At 66.4% G+C, this 16,496-nt stretch carries 11 protein-coding genes; 4 read left to right on the top strand and 7 right to left on the bottom strand.

Annotation, left to right across the window (positions count from 1 at the left end):
• Window positions 1–27: 27 nt before the first annotated feature.
• Window positions 28–1,257 carry a radical SAM family heme chaperone HemW gene (gene hemW / locus FHJ30_RS10525; protein ID WP_139029242.1) on the bottom strand — a complete coding sequence of 410 codons (1,230 nt, stop codon included), beginning with the start codon at window positions 1,255–1,257 and terminating at the stop codon, window positions 28–30.
• 36 nt (window positions 1,258–1,293) lie between these two features.
• A complete protein-coding gene (gene lepA / locus FHJ30_RS10530) occupies window positions 1,294–3,147 on the bottom strand; it encodes a translation elongation factor 4 (RefSeq protein ID WP_041652071.1) in 1,854 nt (617 codons plus the stop codon).
• Between the two features lie 187 nt (window positions 3,148–3,334).
• Between lepA and FHJ30_RS10535 the strand changes: the two genes are divergently transcribed.
• Window positions 3,335–3,898, top strand: a complete 564-nt coding sequence (locus FHJ30_RS10535; RefSeq protein ID WP_139029243.1) for a type II toxin-antitoxin system PemK/MazF family toxin — start codon at window positions 3,335–3,337, stop codon at window positions 3,896–3,898.
• 170 nt (window positions 3,899–4,068) lie between these two features.
• Window positions 4,069–4,329 (top strand): 30S ribosomal protein S20, encoded by a 261-nt coding sequence (rpsT, locus tag FHJ30_RS10540; RefSeq protein ID WP_056739236.1) that lies wholly within the window; start codon window positions 4,069–4,071, stop codon window positions 4,327–4,329.
• A gap of 209 nt (window positions 4,330–4,538) precedes the next feature.
• On the opposite strand, the gene holA is transcribed toward rpsT, so the two are convergent.
• The 5 genes from holA to leuS all read right to left on the bottom strand — a co-directional run bounded on the left by holA (window position 4,539) and on the right by leuS (window position 12,326).
• Window positions 4,539–5,555, bottom strand: coding sequence for a DNA polymerase III subunit delta (holA, locus tag FHJ30_RS10545; protein ID WP_139029244.1), 1,017 nt, complete (start codon window positions 5,553–5,555; stop codon window positions 4,539–4,541).
• Window positions 5,489–7,654: a ComEC/Rec2 family competence protein gene (locus tag FHJ30_RS10550; RefSeq protein ID WP_240793665.1), complete on the bottom strand. Its 2,166-nt coding sequence runs from the start codon at window positions 7,652–7,654 to the stop codon at window positions 5,489–5,491. Before FHJ30_RS10550 ends, holA begins: the two co-directional genes overlap by 67 nt.
• 112 nt (window positions 7,655–7,766) lie before the next feature.
• On the bottom strand, window positions 7,767–8,678 hold the full coding sequence (locus FHJ30_RS10555; RefSeq protein WP_139029246.1) for a ComEA family DNA-binding protein: 912 nt from the start codon (window positions 8,676–8,678) through the stop codon (window positions 7,767–7,769).
• 49 nt (window positions 8,679–8,727) lie between these two features.
• Window positions 8,728–9,741 carry a DegV family protein gene (locus FHJ30_RS10560; protein ID WP_139029247.1) on the bottom strand — a complete coding sequence of 338 codons (1,014 nt, stop codon included), beginning with the start codon at window positions 9,739–9,741 and terminating at the stop codon, window positions 8,728–8,730.
• Between the two features lie 56 nt (window positions 9,742–9,797).
• Window positions 9,798–12,326 carry a leucine--tRNA ligase gene (gene leuS, locus FHJ30_RS10565; RefSeq protein WP_139029248.1) on the bottom strand — a complete coding sequence of 843 codons (2,529 nt, stop codon included), beginning with the start codon at window positions 12,324–12,326 and terminating at the stop codon, window positions 9,798–9,800.
• A 570-nt stretch (window positions 12,327–12,896) separates the two neighbouring features.
• On the opposite strand from leuS, the gene FHJ30_RS10570 reads away from it, so the two are divergent.
• Window positions 12,897–16,043, top strand: a complete 3,147-nt coding sequence (locus tag FHJ30_RS10570) for an efflux RND transporter permease subunit (protein WP_240793666.1) — start codon at window positions 12,897–12,899, stop codon at window positions 16,041–16,043.
• Window positions 16,040–16,495 carry a hypothetical protein gene (locus tag FHJ30_RS10575; RefSeq protein ID WP_139029250.1) on the top strand — a complete coding sequence of 152 codons (456 nt, stop codon included), beginning with the start codon at window positions 16,040–16,042 and terminating at the stop codon, window positions 16,493–16,495. The genes FHJ30_RS10570 and FHJ30_RS10575 overlap by 4 nt, the downstream gene beginning before the upstream one ends.
• Window position 16,496 lies beyond the last annotated feature (1 nt).

Raw genomic sequence — 16,496 nt, forward strand, 5'->3', positions numbered from 1 at the left:
GCGCGGGCCCGCGTTGCTTTGTGCCGATCAGTCCGGGAGGACCCGGCGCACCACCGCGTCTGCCAGCAGCCTCCCTTTGAGCGTGAGGACCAGCCTTCCCTTGAAAGCGGCGGCAGGATCCACGAGGCCGTCCGCGATCAGTCCGGCCACCTCGTGCCGTCCCGCCTGGCCCAGTGACCACACGTCGAGGCCGGACTGGAGACGGGCCTCGAGCATGACACGCTCGACATTCCGGGTCTCCTGGTCCAGGGTTTCCCTGCCGGCTGCCGGTGACACTCCCTGCGCAAGGCGTCCGGCGTAGGCCGTGGGGTGCTTGACATTCCACCAGCGGACGCCGCCCACGTGGGAGTGCGCCCCCGGTCCAATCCCCCACCAGTCGTCGCCCCGCCAGTAGGCGAGGTTGTGCCGGCAGGCCTGCTCCGGCGTGCGGGCCCAGTTGCTGACCTCGTACCAGCCGAGGCCGGCCTGGGTGATGAGGTGGTCGGCGAGTTCGTACTTGTCGGCGTGGTCGTCGTCGTCGATTCCGGGAACTTCGCCACGGCGGATCTGGGCGGCGAGCTTGGTGCCGTCCTCCACAATGAGGGCGTAGGCGCTGATGTGGTCCGGCTGGTAGGACAGCGCCGTCTCAAGGGAGTAGCGCCAGTCGTCCAGCGACTCCCCTGGTGTCCCGTAAATGAGGTCCAGGCTCACGGCGAGTCCGGCATCACGCGCCCACTGAACGACCTGCGGCACGCGGCTGGGCGTGTGGGTCCTGTCCAGGACCTTCAGGACATGGGGAACAGCGGACTGCATGCCGAAGGAGACCCTGGTGAACCCGGCGTCCTTGAGAATGGCCAGGGATTCAGGGGTGACCGAGTCCGGGTTCGCCTCGGTGGTCACCTCGGCGCCATCCTCGATTCCCCACTCGTCGATGGCGCGGCGGAGGATCAGGGCAAGGTCGTCCGCGGGCAGCAGGGTGGGGGTGCCGCCGCCGAAGAACACGGTACTGAGTTTGCGCGCCGGAAGCCCGGATCCGGCCAGGACCTTCCCCGCCAGCGCCACTTCGGATGCGGCCGTGCCGGCATACGCATCCTGGGATGCGCCGCCGCCCAGTTCCGTGGCGGTGTAGGTGTTGAAATCGCAGTACCCGCACCGGACGGCACAGAAAGGAATGTGCACGTACAGCCCGAACGCCCGGTCCGCCGCACCGTCCGCTGCCTGGGCAGGCAACAGACCGTCCGACGGCGCCGGGTCGCCGAGAGGAAGAATGCTAGGCATTGCTGGGGCCTCCGGTGTTGCCGGACGCTGTGTTCACTACTTCTTTGCCTTGTCCTTGGACTCGTCGGTGGTGAGGGCGGCGATGAAGGCTTCCTGGGGGACCTCGACCCGGCCCACCATCTTCATGCGCTTCTTGCCTTCCTTCTGCTTTTCCAGCAGTTTGCGCTTACGGGAAATGTCACCGCCGTAGCACTTGGCCAGCACGTCCTTGCGGATGGCGCGGATGCTTTCACGGGCAATGATCCTGGACCCGATGGCCGCCTGGATGGGCACCTCGAACTGCTGCCTCGGGATCAGCTCGCGCAGTTTGGTGGTCATCATTACGCCGTAGGCGTAGGCCTTGTCGCGGTGGGTGATGGCCGAGAAGGCATCCACCTGTTCACCCTGGAGCATGATGTCAACCTTCACCAGGTCAGCCACCTGGTCGCCGTCGGCCTTCCAGTCCAGGGACCCGTAGCCTCGGGTTTTGGACTTGAGGATGTCGAAGAAGTCGAACACAATCTCCGCCAGCGGCAGGCGGTACCGGATTTCCACCCGGTCCTCGGAGAGGTAGTCCATTCCGCCCATAACGCCGCGGCGGCTCTGGCACAGTTCCATGATGGCGCCGACGAACTCGTTCGGAGCGAGGATGGTGGCGGACACCATCGGTTCGCGAACCTCGTGGATCTTGCCGGAGGGGTATTCGCTGGGGTTGGTCACATGGACCACCTTCTTGTCCTCCAGCGTCACTTCGTATTCCACGTTGGGTGCGGTGGAAATCAGGTCCAGGTTGTACTCGCGCTCGAGCCGTTCGCGGGTGATTTCGAGGTGGAGCAGGCCGAGGAAGCCCACACGGAATCCGAAACCCAGCGCGGCCGACGTTTCGGGTTCGTAGACCAGCGCGGCGTCATTAAGCATCAGCTTTTCAAGCGCGTCCCGGAGCACCGGGTAGTCGGTGCCGTCCAGCGGATACAGGCCGGAGAAGACCATCGGCTTGGCGTCGGCGTAGCCCGGCAGTGATTCAGCGGCCGGCTTCGCGAGGTTGGTGACGGTGTCGCCGACCTTGGAAAGACGGACGTCCTTCACGCCGGTGATGAGGTATCCCACTTCGCCGACGCCGAGGCCCTTCGAGGGCGTGGGTTCCGGGGAGCTCACGCCGATCTCCAGGAGTTCGTGCGTGGCCCGCGTGGACATCATCTGGATGCGCTCGCGCGGGTGCAGCATGCCGTCCACCACGCGGACATAGGTGACCACGCCGCGGTAGGTGTCGTAGACGGAGTCGAAGATCATGGCGCGGGCCGGGGCGTTTGCGTCGCCCTCGGGAGCCGGCAGGTCGCGCACGATCTTGTCCAGCAGCGCTTCAACGCCCATGCCGGTCTTTCCCGATACGCGGAGCACGTCCTCCGGGTCGCCTCCGATGAGGCTGGCAAGTTCCGCAGCGTACTTCTCCGGCTGCGCTGCCGGAAGATCGATCTTGTTCAGGACCGGAATGATGGTGAGGTTGTTCTCCATCGCGAGGTACAGGTTGGCCAGCGTCTGGGCCTCGATGCCCTGCGCCGCGTCCACCAGGAGGATCGCCCCTTCGCAGGCTGCGAGGGAGCGGGAGACCTCGTACGTGAAGTCAACGTGGCCCGGGGTATCGATCATGTTGAGCGCGTAGCTCTTGCCGTCAAGTTCCCACGGCATCCGGACCGCCTGTGACTTGATGGTGATGCCGCGTTCGCGTTCGATGTCCATCCGGTCCAGGTACTGGGCCTTCATGTCGCGGGGCTGGACCACTCCGGTCAACTGAAGCATCCGGTCGGCCAGCGTGGACTTGCCGTGGTCAATGTGCGCGATGATGCAGAAATTCCGAATAATGGCCGGATCTGTCGCGGCGGGCACCGGGGCGGTGCGGGCCATGGGAGACACGCAGGGTCCTTACTGTTGGCATTCACTGATGGCATTGGGCAACCAGGCAGGACGCGCCGATGGCACGCTGCGGCCCGACCGCACATTTTCAACTTCCAGTGTCCCACGTCAGCGCCTGCGCCACCGCATCCTGGCTGGACCAGCTGTCTTCGTTCCCCCGTACCGGGCCCGGCTATAGGGTTGCTGGATGGTTCTCAATCTCCGATCACTGCAGGATGCCGTCCAGGCAGGCCTCCGGGCACTCACAAAAGCAGCCAGGACTTCCGCCGCACCGGACAGGGTTTCCTCCCCCGGCCCGACGGCACCGGCATCCGGCAACAGCCGCCGCCCTGCCTCCGTCCGCGACGGCGACGGGTACCCAGGTGACTTCCAGGGCCAGTTCAGCGCCCACTACGCGCCCAGGCCGGACGGTGAACCGGATCCGGGCGAGGTGGTGTGGGCGTGGGTGCCCTACGAAGAGGACCACAGCCGGGGCAAGGACCGCCCCGTACTTTTGGTGGGCCGCAGCGGCCGATACCTGCTCGGGGTAATGCTGACCAGCAAGGACCGTGTTCCCGAAGCGGCAACGTCGCAGGACTATGTTGACCTGGGCGCCGGCGCCTGGGACAGGCAGGGCCGGGCCAGCGAGGCCCGGCTGGACCGGATCGTACAGCTTCGGCCGGAGGGCATCCGGCGGGAAGGTGCAGTCCTGGACCGTGCGCGGTTCGAAAACGTGGCGGACGGGCTGCGCAGGCGACACGGCTGGACGTAAGGACGGAAAATGGCCAGCCCTGCCGCTGACCTGCTATTCTTTATAGCTGTGTGTCCGTGCAGGTCGACGGCCACTGATGGTTGGCCGCCATAGGTATCCCCACGCCGCTCAGTCAATGGCCAACCTGAAAGCCCTCTAGACCATTTCCGCATTAAAAAGAGAGTTCACACGTGGCGAATATCAAGTCCCAGAAGAAGCGCATCCTCACCAACGAGAAGGCACGCCTGCGCAACAACGCAGTCAAGTCAGAGCTGAAGACGGCCATCCGCGCCGTCAACACCGCCGTTGAGTCCACGGACAAGGATGCAGCTGCTGCTGCCCTGGTTACTGCCAGCCGCAAGCTGGACAAGGCTGTTAGCAAGGGTGTCCTGCACAAGAACAACGCAGCAAACCGCAAGTCGGCGATCTCCAAGAAGGTCAACGCACTGTAAGGTTTCCAGTTCCACCGAACTGATGGTCGTGGCCGGTCCCCTCGGGGGCCGGCCACACATCTTTAAGCTGCGGATTCAAGCGGAAGGGTTCCTGCCGGTCCAAGGCTTGTGCGCGGATCCGAGCCATGCAGGTTCTGAGGCGCCTACAAGTTTTAGGTCCTGCGCGGCCCGGAGTCTGTGGAAGGTCCCGTAGGACTGGGGGACAACACTCAGCGGCCCCGGACGGACATGGCGATCACCGTGACGGCATGCTCCACCGCATACACGGGGTCCCGGGAAAGCCCTTTGACCTGTGCGTCCGCCTCGGCCGTTGCCTGGATGGACCGGACCAGGCCATCCGGGGTCCACCGGCGGACGTCCCGCTGCGCCTGCTCCACGAGCCAGGGCTGCATGCCGAGCTCCGCCGCGATCTGGGCAGAGGAGCCGGATGCACCGGCAACGCGGGCCACGGTACGGAGCTTCGCGGCCAGCGCGGCAACAAGGGGAACGGGGTCTGCTCCCGTGGCCAGGGCATGGCGGAGCGTGGACAGGGCCAAGGGAGCGTTGCCTGCCATTGCCGCGTCCGCCACCTTGAACGCCGTCGCTTCAATACGGCCCCCGTAGTAGCGGTCTACAATCTCCGCAGTCACGGTGGTCCCTGCATCGGCGATGAGCTGGCTGCACGCCGCCGCAAGCTCCGAAAGATTCGCGCCGACGGCGTTCACCAGTGCCTGCACGGCGTCCTGCTCGATACGGCGGCCGCCGGCCTTGAACTCGGCCGCTACGAACGCAGTCTTGTCTGAGTCTTTTTTGAGGGGCTGGCAGTCCACCACGGGCCAGCCGCCCTTCTTGACCGCGTCCAGGAGTTTTTTCCCCCGGACTCCGCCGCCGTGCCGGAGGACCAGGACGACATCCGCTTCCGGATGGTCCAGGTATGCGAGGCAGTCCGCCAGGAAGGCGTCGTTCATGGCCTCGACGGATTCCACTTCAATGAGCTTGCTTTCGCCGAAGAGGGACGGGCTGACCTGCATCAGCAGGGTGCCCGGCTCGTAGGCCGCAGCATTGATCCGGCTTACCTCGACGTCCGGGGCCGAGGCCCGGACCTGGGCACGGACGTGGTCCATGGCCCTGATGCCCAGGTACTCCTCCGGGCCGCTGACCAGCACCACCGCTGCCGGCGCTACATCCCGCCAGGAGGCTGAATTCGCTGCCGGGGAACGGTTTGCTCGCTTCTGCGCAGCGGCCATCGTGGGTTCCTTCCGGAAAGTCTTGTGGAGTATTCCAGCCTGCCACGTCCGGCCGTCCGCTCCAAGCTGGCCTCGGACAGTGGCACCCGGGGCCGTCCCGGCTGAGGTACGGACCTGCAGCCAATGCGGCGCAGGGTCCCGGCTTGTCGCGTTTCCAGGACTTCGATCAGGGCAACAGTTTGCCGATGCAAAGCAAGGATGAAGTGGCCGAGCCGGCGGGGACGGCAGGCCACCCACACCGTCCCGAAGGTCAGGACAGACAGCAGGAGCATGGTGGACAGCCCTGCAATGCCTTCCGGCCACGGCAGCGATGCACCCGGAAGTTGTGCAGTGAACCTTGCCGTAGCTGCAACGCCGGCGCTGAAGGTGCCTGCCACGGCGATCAGGGCTGTGGCGGCCCAGGGCGCCGGAATCACCAGGGGCACGGCTGCCGTCCCCAGGAGTGTCACCGGGGCCACCAGGGGTGACGCAACAACATTTGCCAGCAGCGAGTACGTTGAGAACTGGGGCTGCAGCATGACCAGGACGGGCCCGCACATCAACTGCGCGGACAACGGGACGGCCGCCGCGGCGGCCACCCAGCGCGGAATGACTGCCGGCGTCCAGTCGATGACGCGGCGTCCAAGGACAATGATCCCCAAGGTGGCCAGGACGGACAGGAGGAACCCGAAACTCGACCCCAGCCCAGGGTCGATCAGCAGCAGCCCGATCACGGCAAGGCACAGGAAACTCAGCCCGCGCCCGGATCGCCCGCCAGCCAGCGAGATCACGCCAACAGCCCCCATCAGCGCCGCCCGCAGGACGCTTGCATCGGGACCCACGAGCACCACGAACAGGCCCAGCCCAGCGCCGGCGAGCACAGCAGCGGGCACGCGCGGAAGGCGCAGGCTCCGGCAGGCCAACAGCAAGGCGCCGAGGACAAGGCTGCAGTTGGCCCCGCTGACGGCTGTCAGGTGCGTCATGCCGACGCTTCTCATGGCGTTGTCCAGGCCCTCATCCAGCCTGCTGGTGTCTCCCGTGACCATGCCGGGAAGCAGGCCCGCCGGATCGGGGGCCAGGAAGGAGGCTGCCGCCACAAACCGTTCCCGCAGTATCTTGGCCGATCCCTGCAGCAGGGGAGGTGCGTTGGGCCGCCCGGGGGCGGAGGAAGCAGTGAGGATCCCGGCTTCGTTCCGGCCTGGATCAGGCGGGCGAAACTTTCCGGCAGTGCGGACCAGCTGGCCCGGTACAAGGTTCGCCCACGCCTGGCCGCCCATGACCACCACCTGGGCACGGGTCCGGAGGATGGCTCCCCCGGTGCTGATCTCCTGCGTCCAGACGGGTACGGACCACCGTTCCGGCGGTCCTGCCTGGCCGGGTGCCGACAGCGCGCGAGGCGTCCCCGCCACTTCGACCACGGCCACCACCGACTTTCCGGCCGCGATCGCTTCCGCCAGTGGACCCTCGGACCTCTGGGTGGCTGCCACAGCCGAATGCGAGGCCGCGGCGGCAGCGAGGAAGAGCGCTGCCGCACTGGTGGCCAGGAAGCTCCGCTGAACAGGAGTACCTCCGGCTCCCGCCGCCCGTCTTCCCCATACCCCTGCTCCCGCCGCCCGTCGTCCTGCAGGGCGGGCCTCCCCTGCCACAGTTTCCCCTGGCCTGCGCCGGCGGAAGCCCGCCAAGGAGGCCCTGGCTGCCCTGGATAACAGGAGCAGTCCAAGGACCACCGCTGCGCAGCACAGGATTCCCAGAGGCAGCGGCGTCAGCCAGAGTCCAGCGATTGACGCGGCCCACACTGCTGCCGCCGGCAGGGTGAGGCGAATGTCGGTGCGGCGGCGCGGGGCCTCACCGGAAGTGCCGGTGGTTGTCCCTTGACCGTCCTTCACCGCCCGCTGCCAGGCCGCCTCCCGGATCAGGCTCCAGCGCCCCAGGACACGGTGCCCGGACGGCGACGCAAGGGCCAGCGTCCGCCGCCGGCCAGGAACATTTTCGGAGCGGACTGCCGGAATGTCAGGGGCCTCCTGAAACCCCGCGCCTGCTTCAGGGCTGCCCCCCGGACCGGATGGTGTGGACGGGCCACGGACCGCGGACTCCACATAGCGGCTCCAAGGACTCGTCACGGACGACTTCCTTCCACTACCCATCGGGAGCGCTGGCCATCAGCAGCACCTGAGGACCGCAGCTCACACGTGCGTCCAGATCGTAGGGGCCTTCCCGCACCGGCGGGCCTTCTCACACGGTCACCAGCGGCAGGAGCGCTTCAAGCATCTTGGGTCCCACGCCGTCCACGGCATCCAGCTCTTCGACGTTCTTGAAAGCCCCATGCTCTTTGCGCCAGTCCACGATGCGCTGGGCAAGCACGGGGCCCACTTTCGGCAAGGCATCCAGCTCCTCCACGCCCGCGGTGTTGAGGTTGATTTTTCCGTCCGCCGATGTTCCGGTTCCGCCACCCACGCCGCCACCGCCGTCCTGGCCCGCGCCCTCCTGTTCGGAGGCAGGGCCCTCTTCGCCTTCCCGCGGAACGTGGATTTTCTGGCCGTCCTCCACCGCGAGGGCCAGGTTGAGGCGGTTCAGGTCGGCCCCGGGTATCCCTCCTCCGGCAGCTGCGATGGCCTCGTGGACCCGGCTGCCTGTGGGCAGCTGCACCACGCCCGGCCTTGCCACCGCACCGGCCACATGGACCACCACCGATCCGGTGGAATCCCTTCCGTTGGCGTGCCTGGCAGGTTCAGTGGCACCTCCTGCCGCCTGGTCCCCTGCGGGGGCGCTTTCGTCCACCAGGCTGCCGGTGCTGATGCCGCTGAGCGGCAGGATCTCCGGACGGCCTGATGCGGCCTGCCACCAAAACCATGCACCGGCTGCAACGGAAAGGACGCCCAGCAGCACGGCGAGGCGCTGCCCCACCCGCCAGCGGAGCACGGGCCCCACCGCTGAGGGGGCAGGATCCCTGTCCGGCGCGGAGCCAGCGGATGGGGAATGCGGGGAGGCGCCCGGCGGGTCCCCTGCCGGTCCCCGGTACTCGAAGGGTGCCTCCCCGCTGCCGTCCAGGAGCAGGCCGGCGGGAGCGTCCCCGAGGGCGGCCTGCAGGCGTTTCCTGGCATGGCGCGCCGAACCACCTGCTTCTCCAGCGTCCCGGCGTGCCATAGCTTCACGCTAGGGATACGTCCGGGCGCGGCAACAGTGCTGGTACCCGTTATGTGGAAAGGCCCGCGGAAGGGGTTCCCGTTTCCGCCAGCTCCTCCCCAACGATCACGGCCAGGACTCCCAGCCCGGCATGGGCTGCGAGGACGGCGGGAAGGGAGCTGGTCTGGGCCCGCGGGCACCCGGGCAAGGCCAAGGCCAGCCGTGCGGCCAGGTTTTTCGCTTCTTCGGGGTTGCCAAAGTGGTGGACGGCGAGGTGGACGGCCGACGCCGGCCGGCCAGCAGCATCGGCGGCAACGATCTCCTCCAGGCGCGCAACGGCCCTGGCAGCAGAGCGCACCTTCTCAAGCGGCACAATCCTGCCGCCATCCACGGCGAGGATCGGCTTGATGGCCAGCATCGTCCCCAGCAGCGAGGCGGCGGCACCGATCCGGCCCCCGCGGCGCAGCTGCTCCAGGCTGGGAACATAGAAATAGACCTTCGTCCGTCCTGCCTGTTCGGCCGCGGCAGCGGCAACGGCTGCAGCGCCACCGCCGTCGGCCGCTGCCCTCACGGCCGCCTGGACGGCCATGCCCAAAGCCATGCCAACGGTCCGGGAGTCCACAACTTCCACCGGAATGTCCACCCTGTCCGCGGCCAGCCGGGCCGCGTCCACCGTGCCGGACAGGTCCCCGGAGATATGGACGGAGACCACCGCTTCGAAGCCCTTCTGCCGTGCAGCGCGGTAAGCCTGCTCGAATTGGCCCGGCGAGGGCCGGGATGTCTTCACGGAGGTTCCGCTGGCCAGGGCAAGGGCGATTGTTTCGGAGATGTCGTCTTCGCCCTCGCCGTAGATCTCCTCCCCCACCATTACGGGCATGGGGATGACGGTCAGGACGCCGTCGCCCGTGAGCGCGGCCACCCATTCCGGCGGCAAGGCAGCGGCGGAATCAGTGACCACGGCAGTGCGCACGACGGCGGCCTGCCGGGTTCCAGCACCATCCCGCCGGACAGCGTCCTGCCTGGCGCGCATCGCCGCGAGGCGTCCGCGGATCCACGGCCAGGCGGCGGCGTCACGGTCGGGCAAGGGGGCCTCCTGGGGTCACGGCAGGCCGCCGGAGCTGTTCCGGCGGCCTGGTCCGGCTAGGCCGGGACGATGTTGACCAGTTTAGGGGCGCGGACAATCACCGTGCGGATGCCGCGGCCATCCAGTGCACGCTGGACGTTTTCCGATGCAAGCGCCAGCTCGCGCAGCTGGTCCTCGGAGACGTCCGGGGAGACCTCGAGCCTGTCCCGGACCTTGCCCTGGACCTGCACAACGGCGGTGACGGTGTCCTGGACCAGCAGGGAGGCATCATGGGCCGGCCAGCCCGCATTCGCGACGGAGGCCGGGTGTCCCAGGACGTTCCACATGTCCTCCGCGGTGTAAGGCGCGAAGAGGCTGAGGATCACCGCGACGGCCTCCGCAGCCTCACGGACGGCAGGATCCGCGCCGCCGGCGCCGGAGTCGATGGCCTTGCGCGTGGCGTTCACCAGCTCCATCAGCTTGGCCACCACCACGTTGAACTTGTTGGCGTCCAGCAGTTGGGCAGCGTCGGCGATGGTCCGGTGCGTGACGGAGCGCAGGGTGCGGTCGCCCGTGGTGACGTCGGCGCCGGGTTCGCTCGCCACGTCCTGGGCCAAGCGCCAGGCGCGGGCCAGGAACTTGGCGGAACCGGACGGCGAGACGTCGGCCCAGTCCACGTCGTCCTCAGGCGGGGAGGCAAAAATCATTGTGAGGCGGACCGCGTCCACCCCATACTTGTCCAGCTGCTCGCCCAGGTCCACGCCATTGCCCAGGGACTTGCTCATGGCCTTGCCGCCGTTGAGCACCTGGCCCTGGTTCAGCAGTGCGGTGAAGGGCTCGTTGGCTTCAATCAGGCCCAGGTCATTGATGACCTTGGTGAAGAACCGGGCGTACAGCAGGTGCAGGATGGCGTGCTCCACGCCGCCCACGTACTGGCCCACAGGCATCCAGTCGTTGACCTTCTCCGGGTCGAACGGGCCCTCGGTGTAGTGCGGGGAGACAAAGCGGAGGAAGTACCAGGACGAGTCCACGAAGGTGTCCATGGTGTCGGTATCGCGCTTGGCCGGGCCATGGCAGGACGGGCACTCGACGTTGACCCAGGCCTCGGCCGCGGCCAGGGGCGAGGTGCCCTTCGGCGACAGGTCCTCGCCGCGCAGGTCGGAGGGAAGCGTGACGGGCAGCTGCTCGTCGGGAACCGGGACCTCGCCGCAGGACGGGCAGTGGATGATGGGGATGGGCGTGCCCCAGAACCGCTGGCGGCTCAGCAGCCAGTCCCGCAGCCGGAAGTTCACGAACTTTTCGCCCGTGCCCTGCTTCTCCAGCATGGCGATCGCGGCAGGGATGGCTTCGGACTTGGGCAGGCCGTCGAGGTTGCCCGAGTTGATCAGGGTGCCCTCTCCCGCCGTTGCGGTGCCGGACACGGCCGGGTCTTCCTCACCGGTGTCCAGCACTGCCCGAACGGGCAACTCGAACTTCCTGGCGAAATCCAGGTCCCGCTGGTCGTGCGCGGGCACGGCCATGATGGCACCGGTGCCGTAGTCGGCCAGGACGTAGTCAGCGGCCCAGACCGGCAGCTTCTCCCCGTTCAGGGGATTGATGGCGTACCGACCGGTGAAGACACCGGTCTTTTCCCGTTCCGTGGACTGGCGCTCGATTTCGGACAGCGCCTTGACCTGTTCACGGTACTCGTCCAGCGCAGCGGCGTGCTCGTCCGTGACGAGTTCGACGGCGAGCGGCGCGTCTGCTGCCACCACAAAGAACGTTGCGCCGTACAGGGTGTCCGGGCGGGTGGTGAAGACCGTCACCTCCTTGGCGGGCCTGCCGCCGTCGGCCTCGATCACGAAGTTGACGTGGGCACCCTCCGAGCGGCCGATCCAGTTCTTCTGCATGGCCAGCACGCGCTCGGGCCAGTGCCCGCGGAGCTGCTCCATGTCATCGAGCAGGCGGTCGGCGTACTCGGTGATCTTGAAGTACCACTGGTTGAGGGACTTCTTGGTGACCGTGGTGCCGCAGCGCTCGCAGGCGCCGTTGACTACCTGCTCGTTGGCCAGCACGGTCTGGTCCTTGGGGCACCAGTTGACCGGCGAGTCCTTGCGGTAGGCCAGCCCGCGCTCGTAGAAGCGCTTGAACAGCCACTGGGTCCAGCGGTAGTACTCGGGGTCCGAGGTATGGAGCCGTCGGGACCAGTCGGCCGAGATGGCGTAGCGCTTAAAGGATGCAGCCTGGGTGTCGATGTTGGCGTAGGTCCACTCGCTGGGGTGGGCATTGCGCTTGATGGCAGCGTTCTCCGCCGGCAGGCCAAACGAGTCCCAGCCGATCGGGTGGAGGACGTCGAAGCCCTTCTGGCGGAAGTAGCGGGCCACCACGTCACCCATGGCGAATGCTTCCGCGTGGCCCATGTGGAGGTCCCCCGAAGGGTACGGGAACATGTCCAGTACGTAGCGCCGTTCCCGGGACCCGTCGTCGACAGGGGTGAAGACCTTAAGGTCTTCCCATACCTGCGGCCACTTGGCCTCCATCGCCGTGAAGCTGTAGGTGCCCTCCTCGGGCACTTCCGCTGACACTGCTGCTGTTGTTCCGGTCTCTGTCTCCGGCTGAACGCCCACTGCTGCCCTCTTCTGTTCTGTTACGGCATCTGTGCTGCCATAACGGCCTGATCCTCCTGCTGCCACCGGAATGCTCCCGGACACACAAAAGCCCCTCACCATGGAGGGGCTGCCGCACGCTATCCGTTGTTCCGGATACCGGGCGGCTGGCTAAGCAGGAGGATCGCACGCATGAGACCACTTTAGCGCACCCGGGAAGGAACACCGCCGGACCTTTGCCGGGAAGGACGGCCTCCGCGGGAACCCGGTCGGCAACGGGTTCCCCCTACTGCAACGGGTGCCGGGATTACCTGTCCCCCTACTGGCCCCATCGGTAAAACTACGTGCCCTCCCCTACCCCCTACCGCCGCGAAATTGAGTGCCTTTCCCCTCTTGCCAATAACGTCAGGGCAGGTGCATTGTAATGTTCAAGTCTGTGGGGAAACTGACTGGTCTCCGGCGTAGGAGCCTGAAATGTATTCTTGCCATTTACACCCGCAGCAACGTAGCCGCGGGCTGCACCCCTCGTTCTACCCCAGCCGAGAAACCAACGGGTGACGAACCATGTTTGGCTGGGTTACCCGGTTCAGCATGCAGTTTCGGATCCTGGTTCTCGCGATCGCAGCGGGCCTCATCACTTTTGGCGTAGTGAATGTTCCACACATGGCTGTGGACACCATGCCGGAGTTCGCCCCCGCACAGGTCGAGATCCAGACCGAAGCCCTTGGGCTTTCCGCCGCTGAGGTCGAACAGCTCATCACCGCCCCTATGGAGGCGGACCTCCTCAACGGCGTGGCCTGGCTGGACGAGATACGCTCCAAGTCCGTTCCCGGGCTCTCGTCCATCGAACTCGTCTTCGAGCCCGGAACGGACGTCCTGCGCGCCCGCCAGCTGGTGGCGGAAAGGATGACGCAGGCGCATGCGCTGCCCAACGTCTCCTCGCCGCCCCTGATCATGCAGCCGATGTCCTCCACCAGCCGCGTGATGATGATCAAGATGAACTCCACCGAGCTCTCCGGCATTGACATGTCGGTCCTGGCCCGGTGGAAGATCAAGCCGCGCCTGATCGGCATTCCGGGCGTCGCGAACGTATCCATCTGGGGCCAGCGCGAACAGCAGCTCCAGGTTGAAGTTACTCCCACGCAGCTCCGCGACAAGGGCATAACCCTTGAACAGCTGGTCAAGACCACCGGTAACGCCGTATGGGTATCGCCGTTGAGCTTCCTGGAGGCATCCACACCGGGGACCGGCGGTTTCGTGGAGTCGCCCAACCAGCGCCTTGGCATCCAGCACGTTCTCCCCATCCGCACCCCGGCCGACCTGGCCAAGGTGAGCGTAGAGGAAGCGGACCCACCGGTACTCCTGGGTGACATCGCCCAGGTCAAGGAGGACCACCAGCCACTGATCGGCGACGCCGTGACCGGCACCGGTGCAGGCCTGATGCTGGTGGTGGAGAAGTTCCCCGGCACCAGCGCCGTGGAGGTCACGCGCAACGTTGAAGCCGCCCTGAAGGACATGGAGCCGGGCCTCACCGGGATCCAGATCGACACGTCCGTCTTCCGGCCCGCAACAGGCGTCCAGGAGTCCGTAGAGAGCCTTGGCCTCGCACTGCTGATCAGCCTGCTGATCGCCGTAGCCCTGTTCTGGCTGTTCTTCCGCTCCTGGCGTGCGGCCCTGATTGCGCTCGTGGCCATCGCCACGACGGTCACGACGGCGGCAGTTGTGCTGTTTGCCCAGAATGCAACACTCAATATCGCCATCCTGCTCGGGGTGCTGCTCGGCACAACGGTGATCGTGGGCGACATCGTGGAGGACATCCAGGCCCACCGGCGGCGTGCCGTGGGCGAGGACGCGACGCAACCTGGGACTTCCCCAAGATCGAGGATCAGCGTCATCGCCAAGGGAGTCCGCACCCCGCTGTTCCACGCATCGCTCATCATGCTGGTCGTCCTCGTTCCCACGCTCTTTGTGACCGGGGTCGGCGGCGCGTTCTTCACCCCGCTGTTCTGGTCGCTGGCGCTGGCGTTGGCCGCTGCACTGCTCGTCGGCCTGTCCGTGACGCCCGTGCTGGCGCACTTCCTGCTTCCATCCACGACGACAACCCACAAAGAGTTTGCTGCTGTCAACCGCGGGAAGGCGTACTACGAGCGCGCGGTAGGCGGAATCAACCCTCGTAAGGGCGTGGCCCTGGTGTCTGTTGCGGTGGTGGGCGTCCTTGGCATCGCTGCCGGCTCCCAGCTGACGCAAAACAGGCAACTCGTGCCTACGATGCCCGACCGCACCCTCTTGGTTCAGTGGGACACCATGGCCGGGACCTCCAACGATGAAGTCCAGCGGATTGCCGCGAAGGCCGCCGACGAGCTTCGGGCCCTTCCGGGGGTCTCCGGGGTCGGTGGACATGTGGGGCGTGCCATCTCCGCAGACCAGGTGGTGGGCAACAGCTCTGCTGAGCTGTGGGTGTCCATCGACCGGGGGGCCAACTTCGGCGAGACCGAGCGGGCCGTGCGGGACGTAGTCCAGGGCTACCCTGGCATCGCACACAATGTGATGAATTACTCGCAGCAAACCATCGGTGAGGTTCGCTCCAGCATGGAACCGGGCTTCGCGGTCCGGGTGTTTGGAACCGAAATGCCGGTGCTGCGCGAAAAAGCAGCGGAAATTCGCCAGGCCCTCCAGAAGATCGATGGGGTGAACAATCCGACCATTAACACCCCGGACATGGTCCCGATGGTGGAGGTCCAGGTCAACCTCGAAGCCGCCCAAAAGGCAGGCATCAAGCCCGGCGACGCAAGGCGCGCCGCTGCGACGCTGATGCAGGGCATCGTGGTTGGGAACCTCTTTGAACAGCAGAAGGTTTTCGAGGTGGTTCTGCGGGGAGCCGTTGGCGTCCGGGACGACCTGACGAGCATCCGTGAACTGCTTCTCGACACCCCCAACGGCGGCCACGTCCAACTGGGGCAGATCGCCGACGTGCGCATGGTCCCGAATGAAGTCGTCATCCAGCATGATGCCACGTCGCGGCGCATCGACATTGTCGCCGACATCAGCGGACGCCCGCTGGAAGACATCCAGCGGGACATCCGGGCAGCCATCCAGCAGATCGAGTTCCCGCTCGAGTACCACGCCGAGATCCCCACGAAATATGGCGAACTCCAGGCCGCGGATACCCTGGTGCACGGGCTCGGAGCTGCTGCGGCCCTGGCTGTGCTGCTCCTGCTCCAGACAGCGGTCAGGAGCTGGAAACTGGCGTTCGCCACCTTCCTGGCACTGCCTGCCGCAATGTCCGGAGCAGCGGTGGCGGCATGGTTGGGATCGGCGTCGCTGTCCTGGCTTTCGCTGACAGCGTTTGCTGCCGTCCTGGCCATCGCCGCACGCAACGCAGCCCTGTTGTCCGCACGCGTCGACGAAATCTGGCGCGAAACTGCCGGAGCGTCGCGCACGGACGTGGTCATGCAGGCAGCCCGGGACCGGGTATCACCAGTCCTGAAATCGGCCATCATCACGGTCCTCATCCTGATACCGCCAGCCTTCCTTGGCGGCACGGTGGGCCAGGCCCTGATAGTGCCGATGCTGCTGATCATTGCCGGCGGCCTCGTGACCACCACGCTCGTGGGGCTCTTCATCCTCCCGCTGCTCACCCTCTGGTTCGGTCCCCGCACTGAGCCCGAAGAGTGGTCGGAAGTCTACGAATCAGAACAGCCAGTCATGTCAATGCCGGAAAAGGTGAAAGTATCATGACGAGTAAAAGCCTCCTTCGGCGCCTGCCAGTCGCAGCTGCTGTCTGCGCCGCCCTGTTGTCCTCACTGCCCGCCTGTGCCCAAACCACGGCTCAGGCGGAGTCGGCAGCCGAGGCGCCGGCCAAGGTGGAGAAGAATGCCACCACGGGCATCGCACGCATAACGCTCAGCGAACGGGCCATTGACCGGCTCGAACTGCTCACGGACACCGTCAAGCCTGCCCCTGAGGGGGGAGGCATTGTCCTCCCTTATGCTGCCCTGCTTTACGACGCCCAGGGGAAGACGTGGGTCTATACGAACCCCGAGCCACGGGTGTTCGAGCGGCAGGCCGTGACCGTGGCCAAAGTGGAGGCCGGTGTGGTCACGGCCAGCGCGGGCCCCGCGGTCGGGACCACAGTGGTGACCGTGGCCGCCGCTGAGTTGTTCGGCGCAGAGTTCGTTACGGGCAAGTGAT

Source organism: Arthrobacter sp. BB-1, from assembly GCF_006151685.1.
Classification (GTDB): Bacteria; Actinomycetota; Actinomycetes; order Actinomycetales; family Micrococcaceae; genus Arthrobacter.

Coding starts and splice junctions, on each gene's coding strand:
- FHJ30_RS10575 (WP_139029250.1), top strand. CDS start 16,040: ATGACGAGTAAAAGCCTCCTTCGGCGCCTGCCAGTCGCAGCTGCTGTC.
- holA (WP_139029244.1), bottom strand. CDS start 5,555: ATGGCCGCTGCGCAGAAGCGAGCAAACCGTTCCCCGGCAGCGAATTCA.
- FHJ30_RS10535 (WP_139029243.1), top strand. CDS start 3,335: ATGGTTCTCAATCTCCGATCACTGCAGGATGCCGTCCAGGCAGGCCTC.
- FHJ30_RS10570 (WP_240793666.1), top strand. CDS start 12,897: ATGCAGTTTCGGATCCTGGTTCTCGCGATCGCAGCGGGCCTCATCACT.
- FHJ30_RS10555 (WP_139029246.1), bottom strand. CDS start 8,678: ATGGCACGCCGGGACGCTGGAGAAGCAGGTGGTTCGGCGCGCCATGCC.
- hemW (WP_139029242.1), bottom strand. CDS start 1,257: ATGCCTAGCATTCTTCCTCTCGGCGACCCGGCGCCGTCGGACGGTCTG.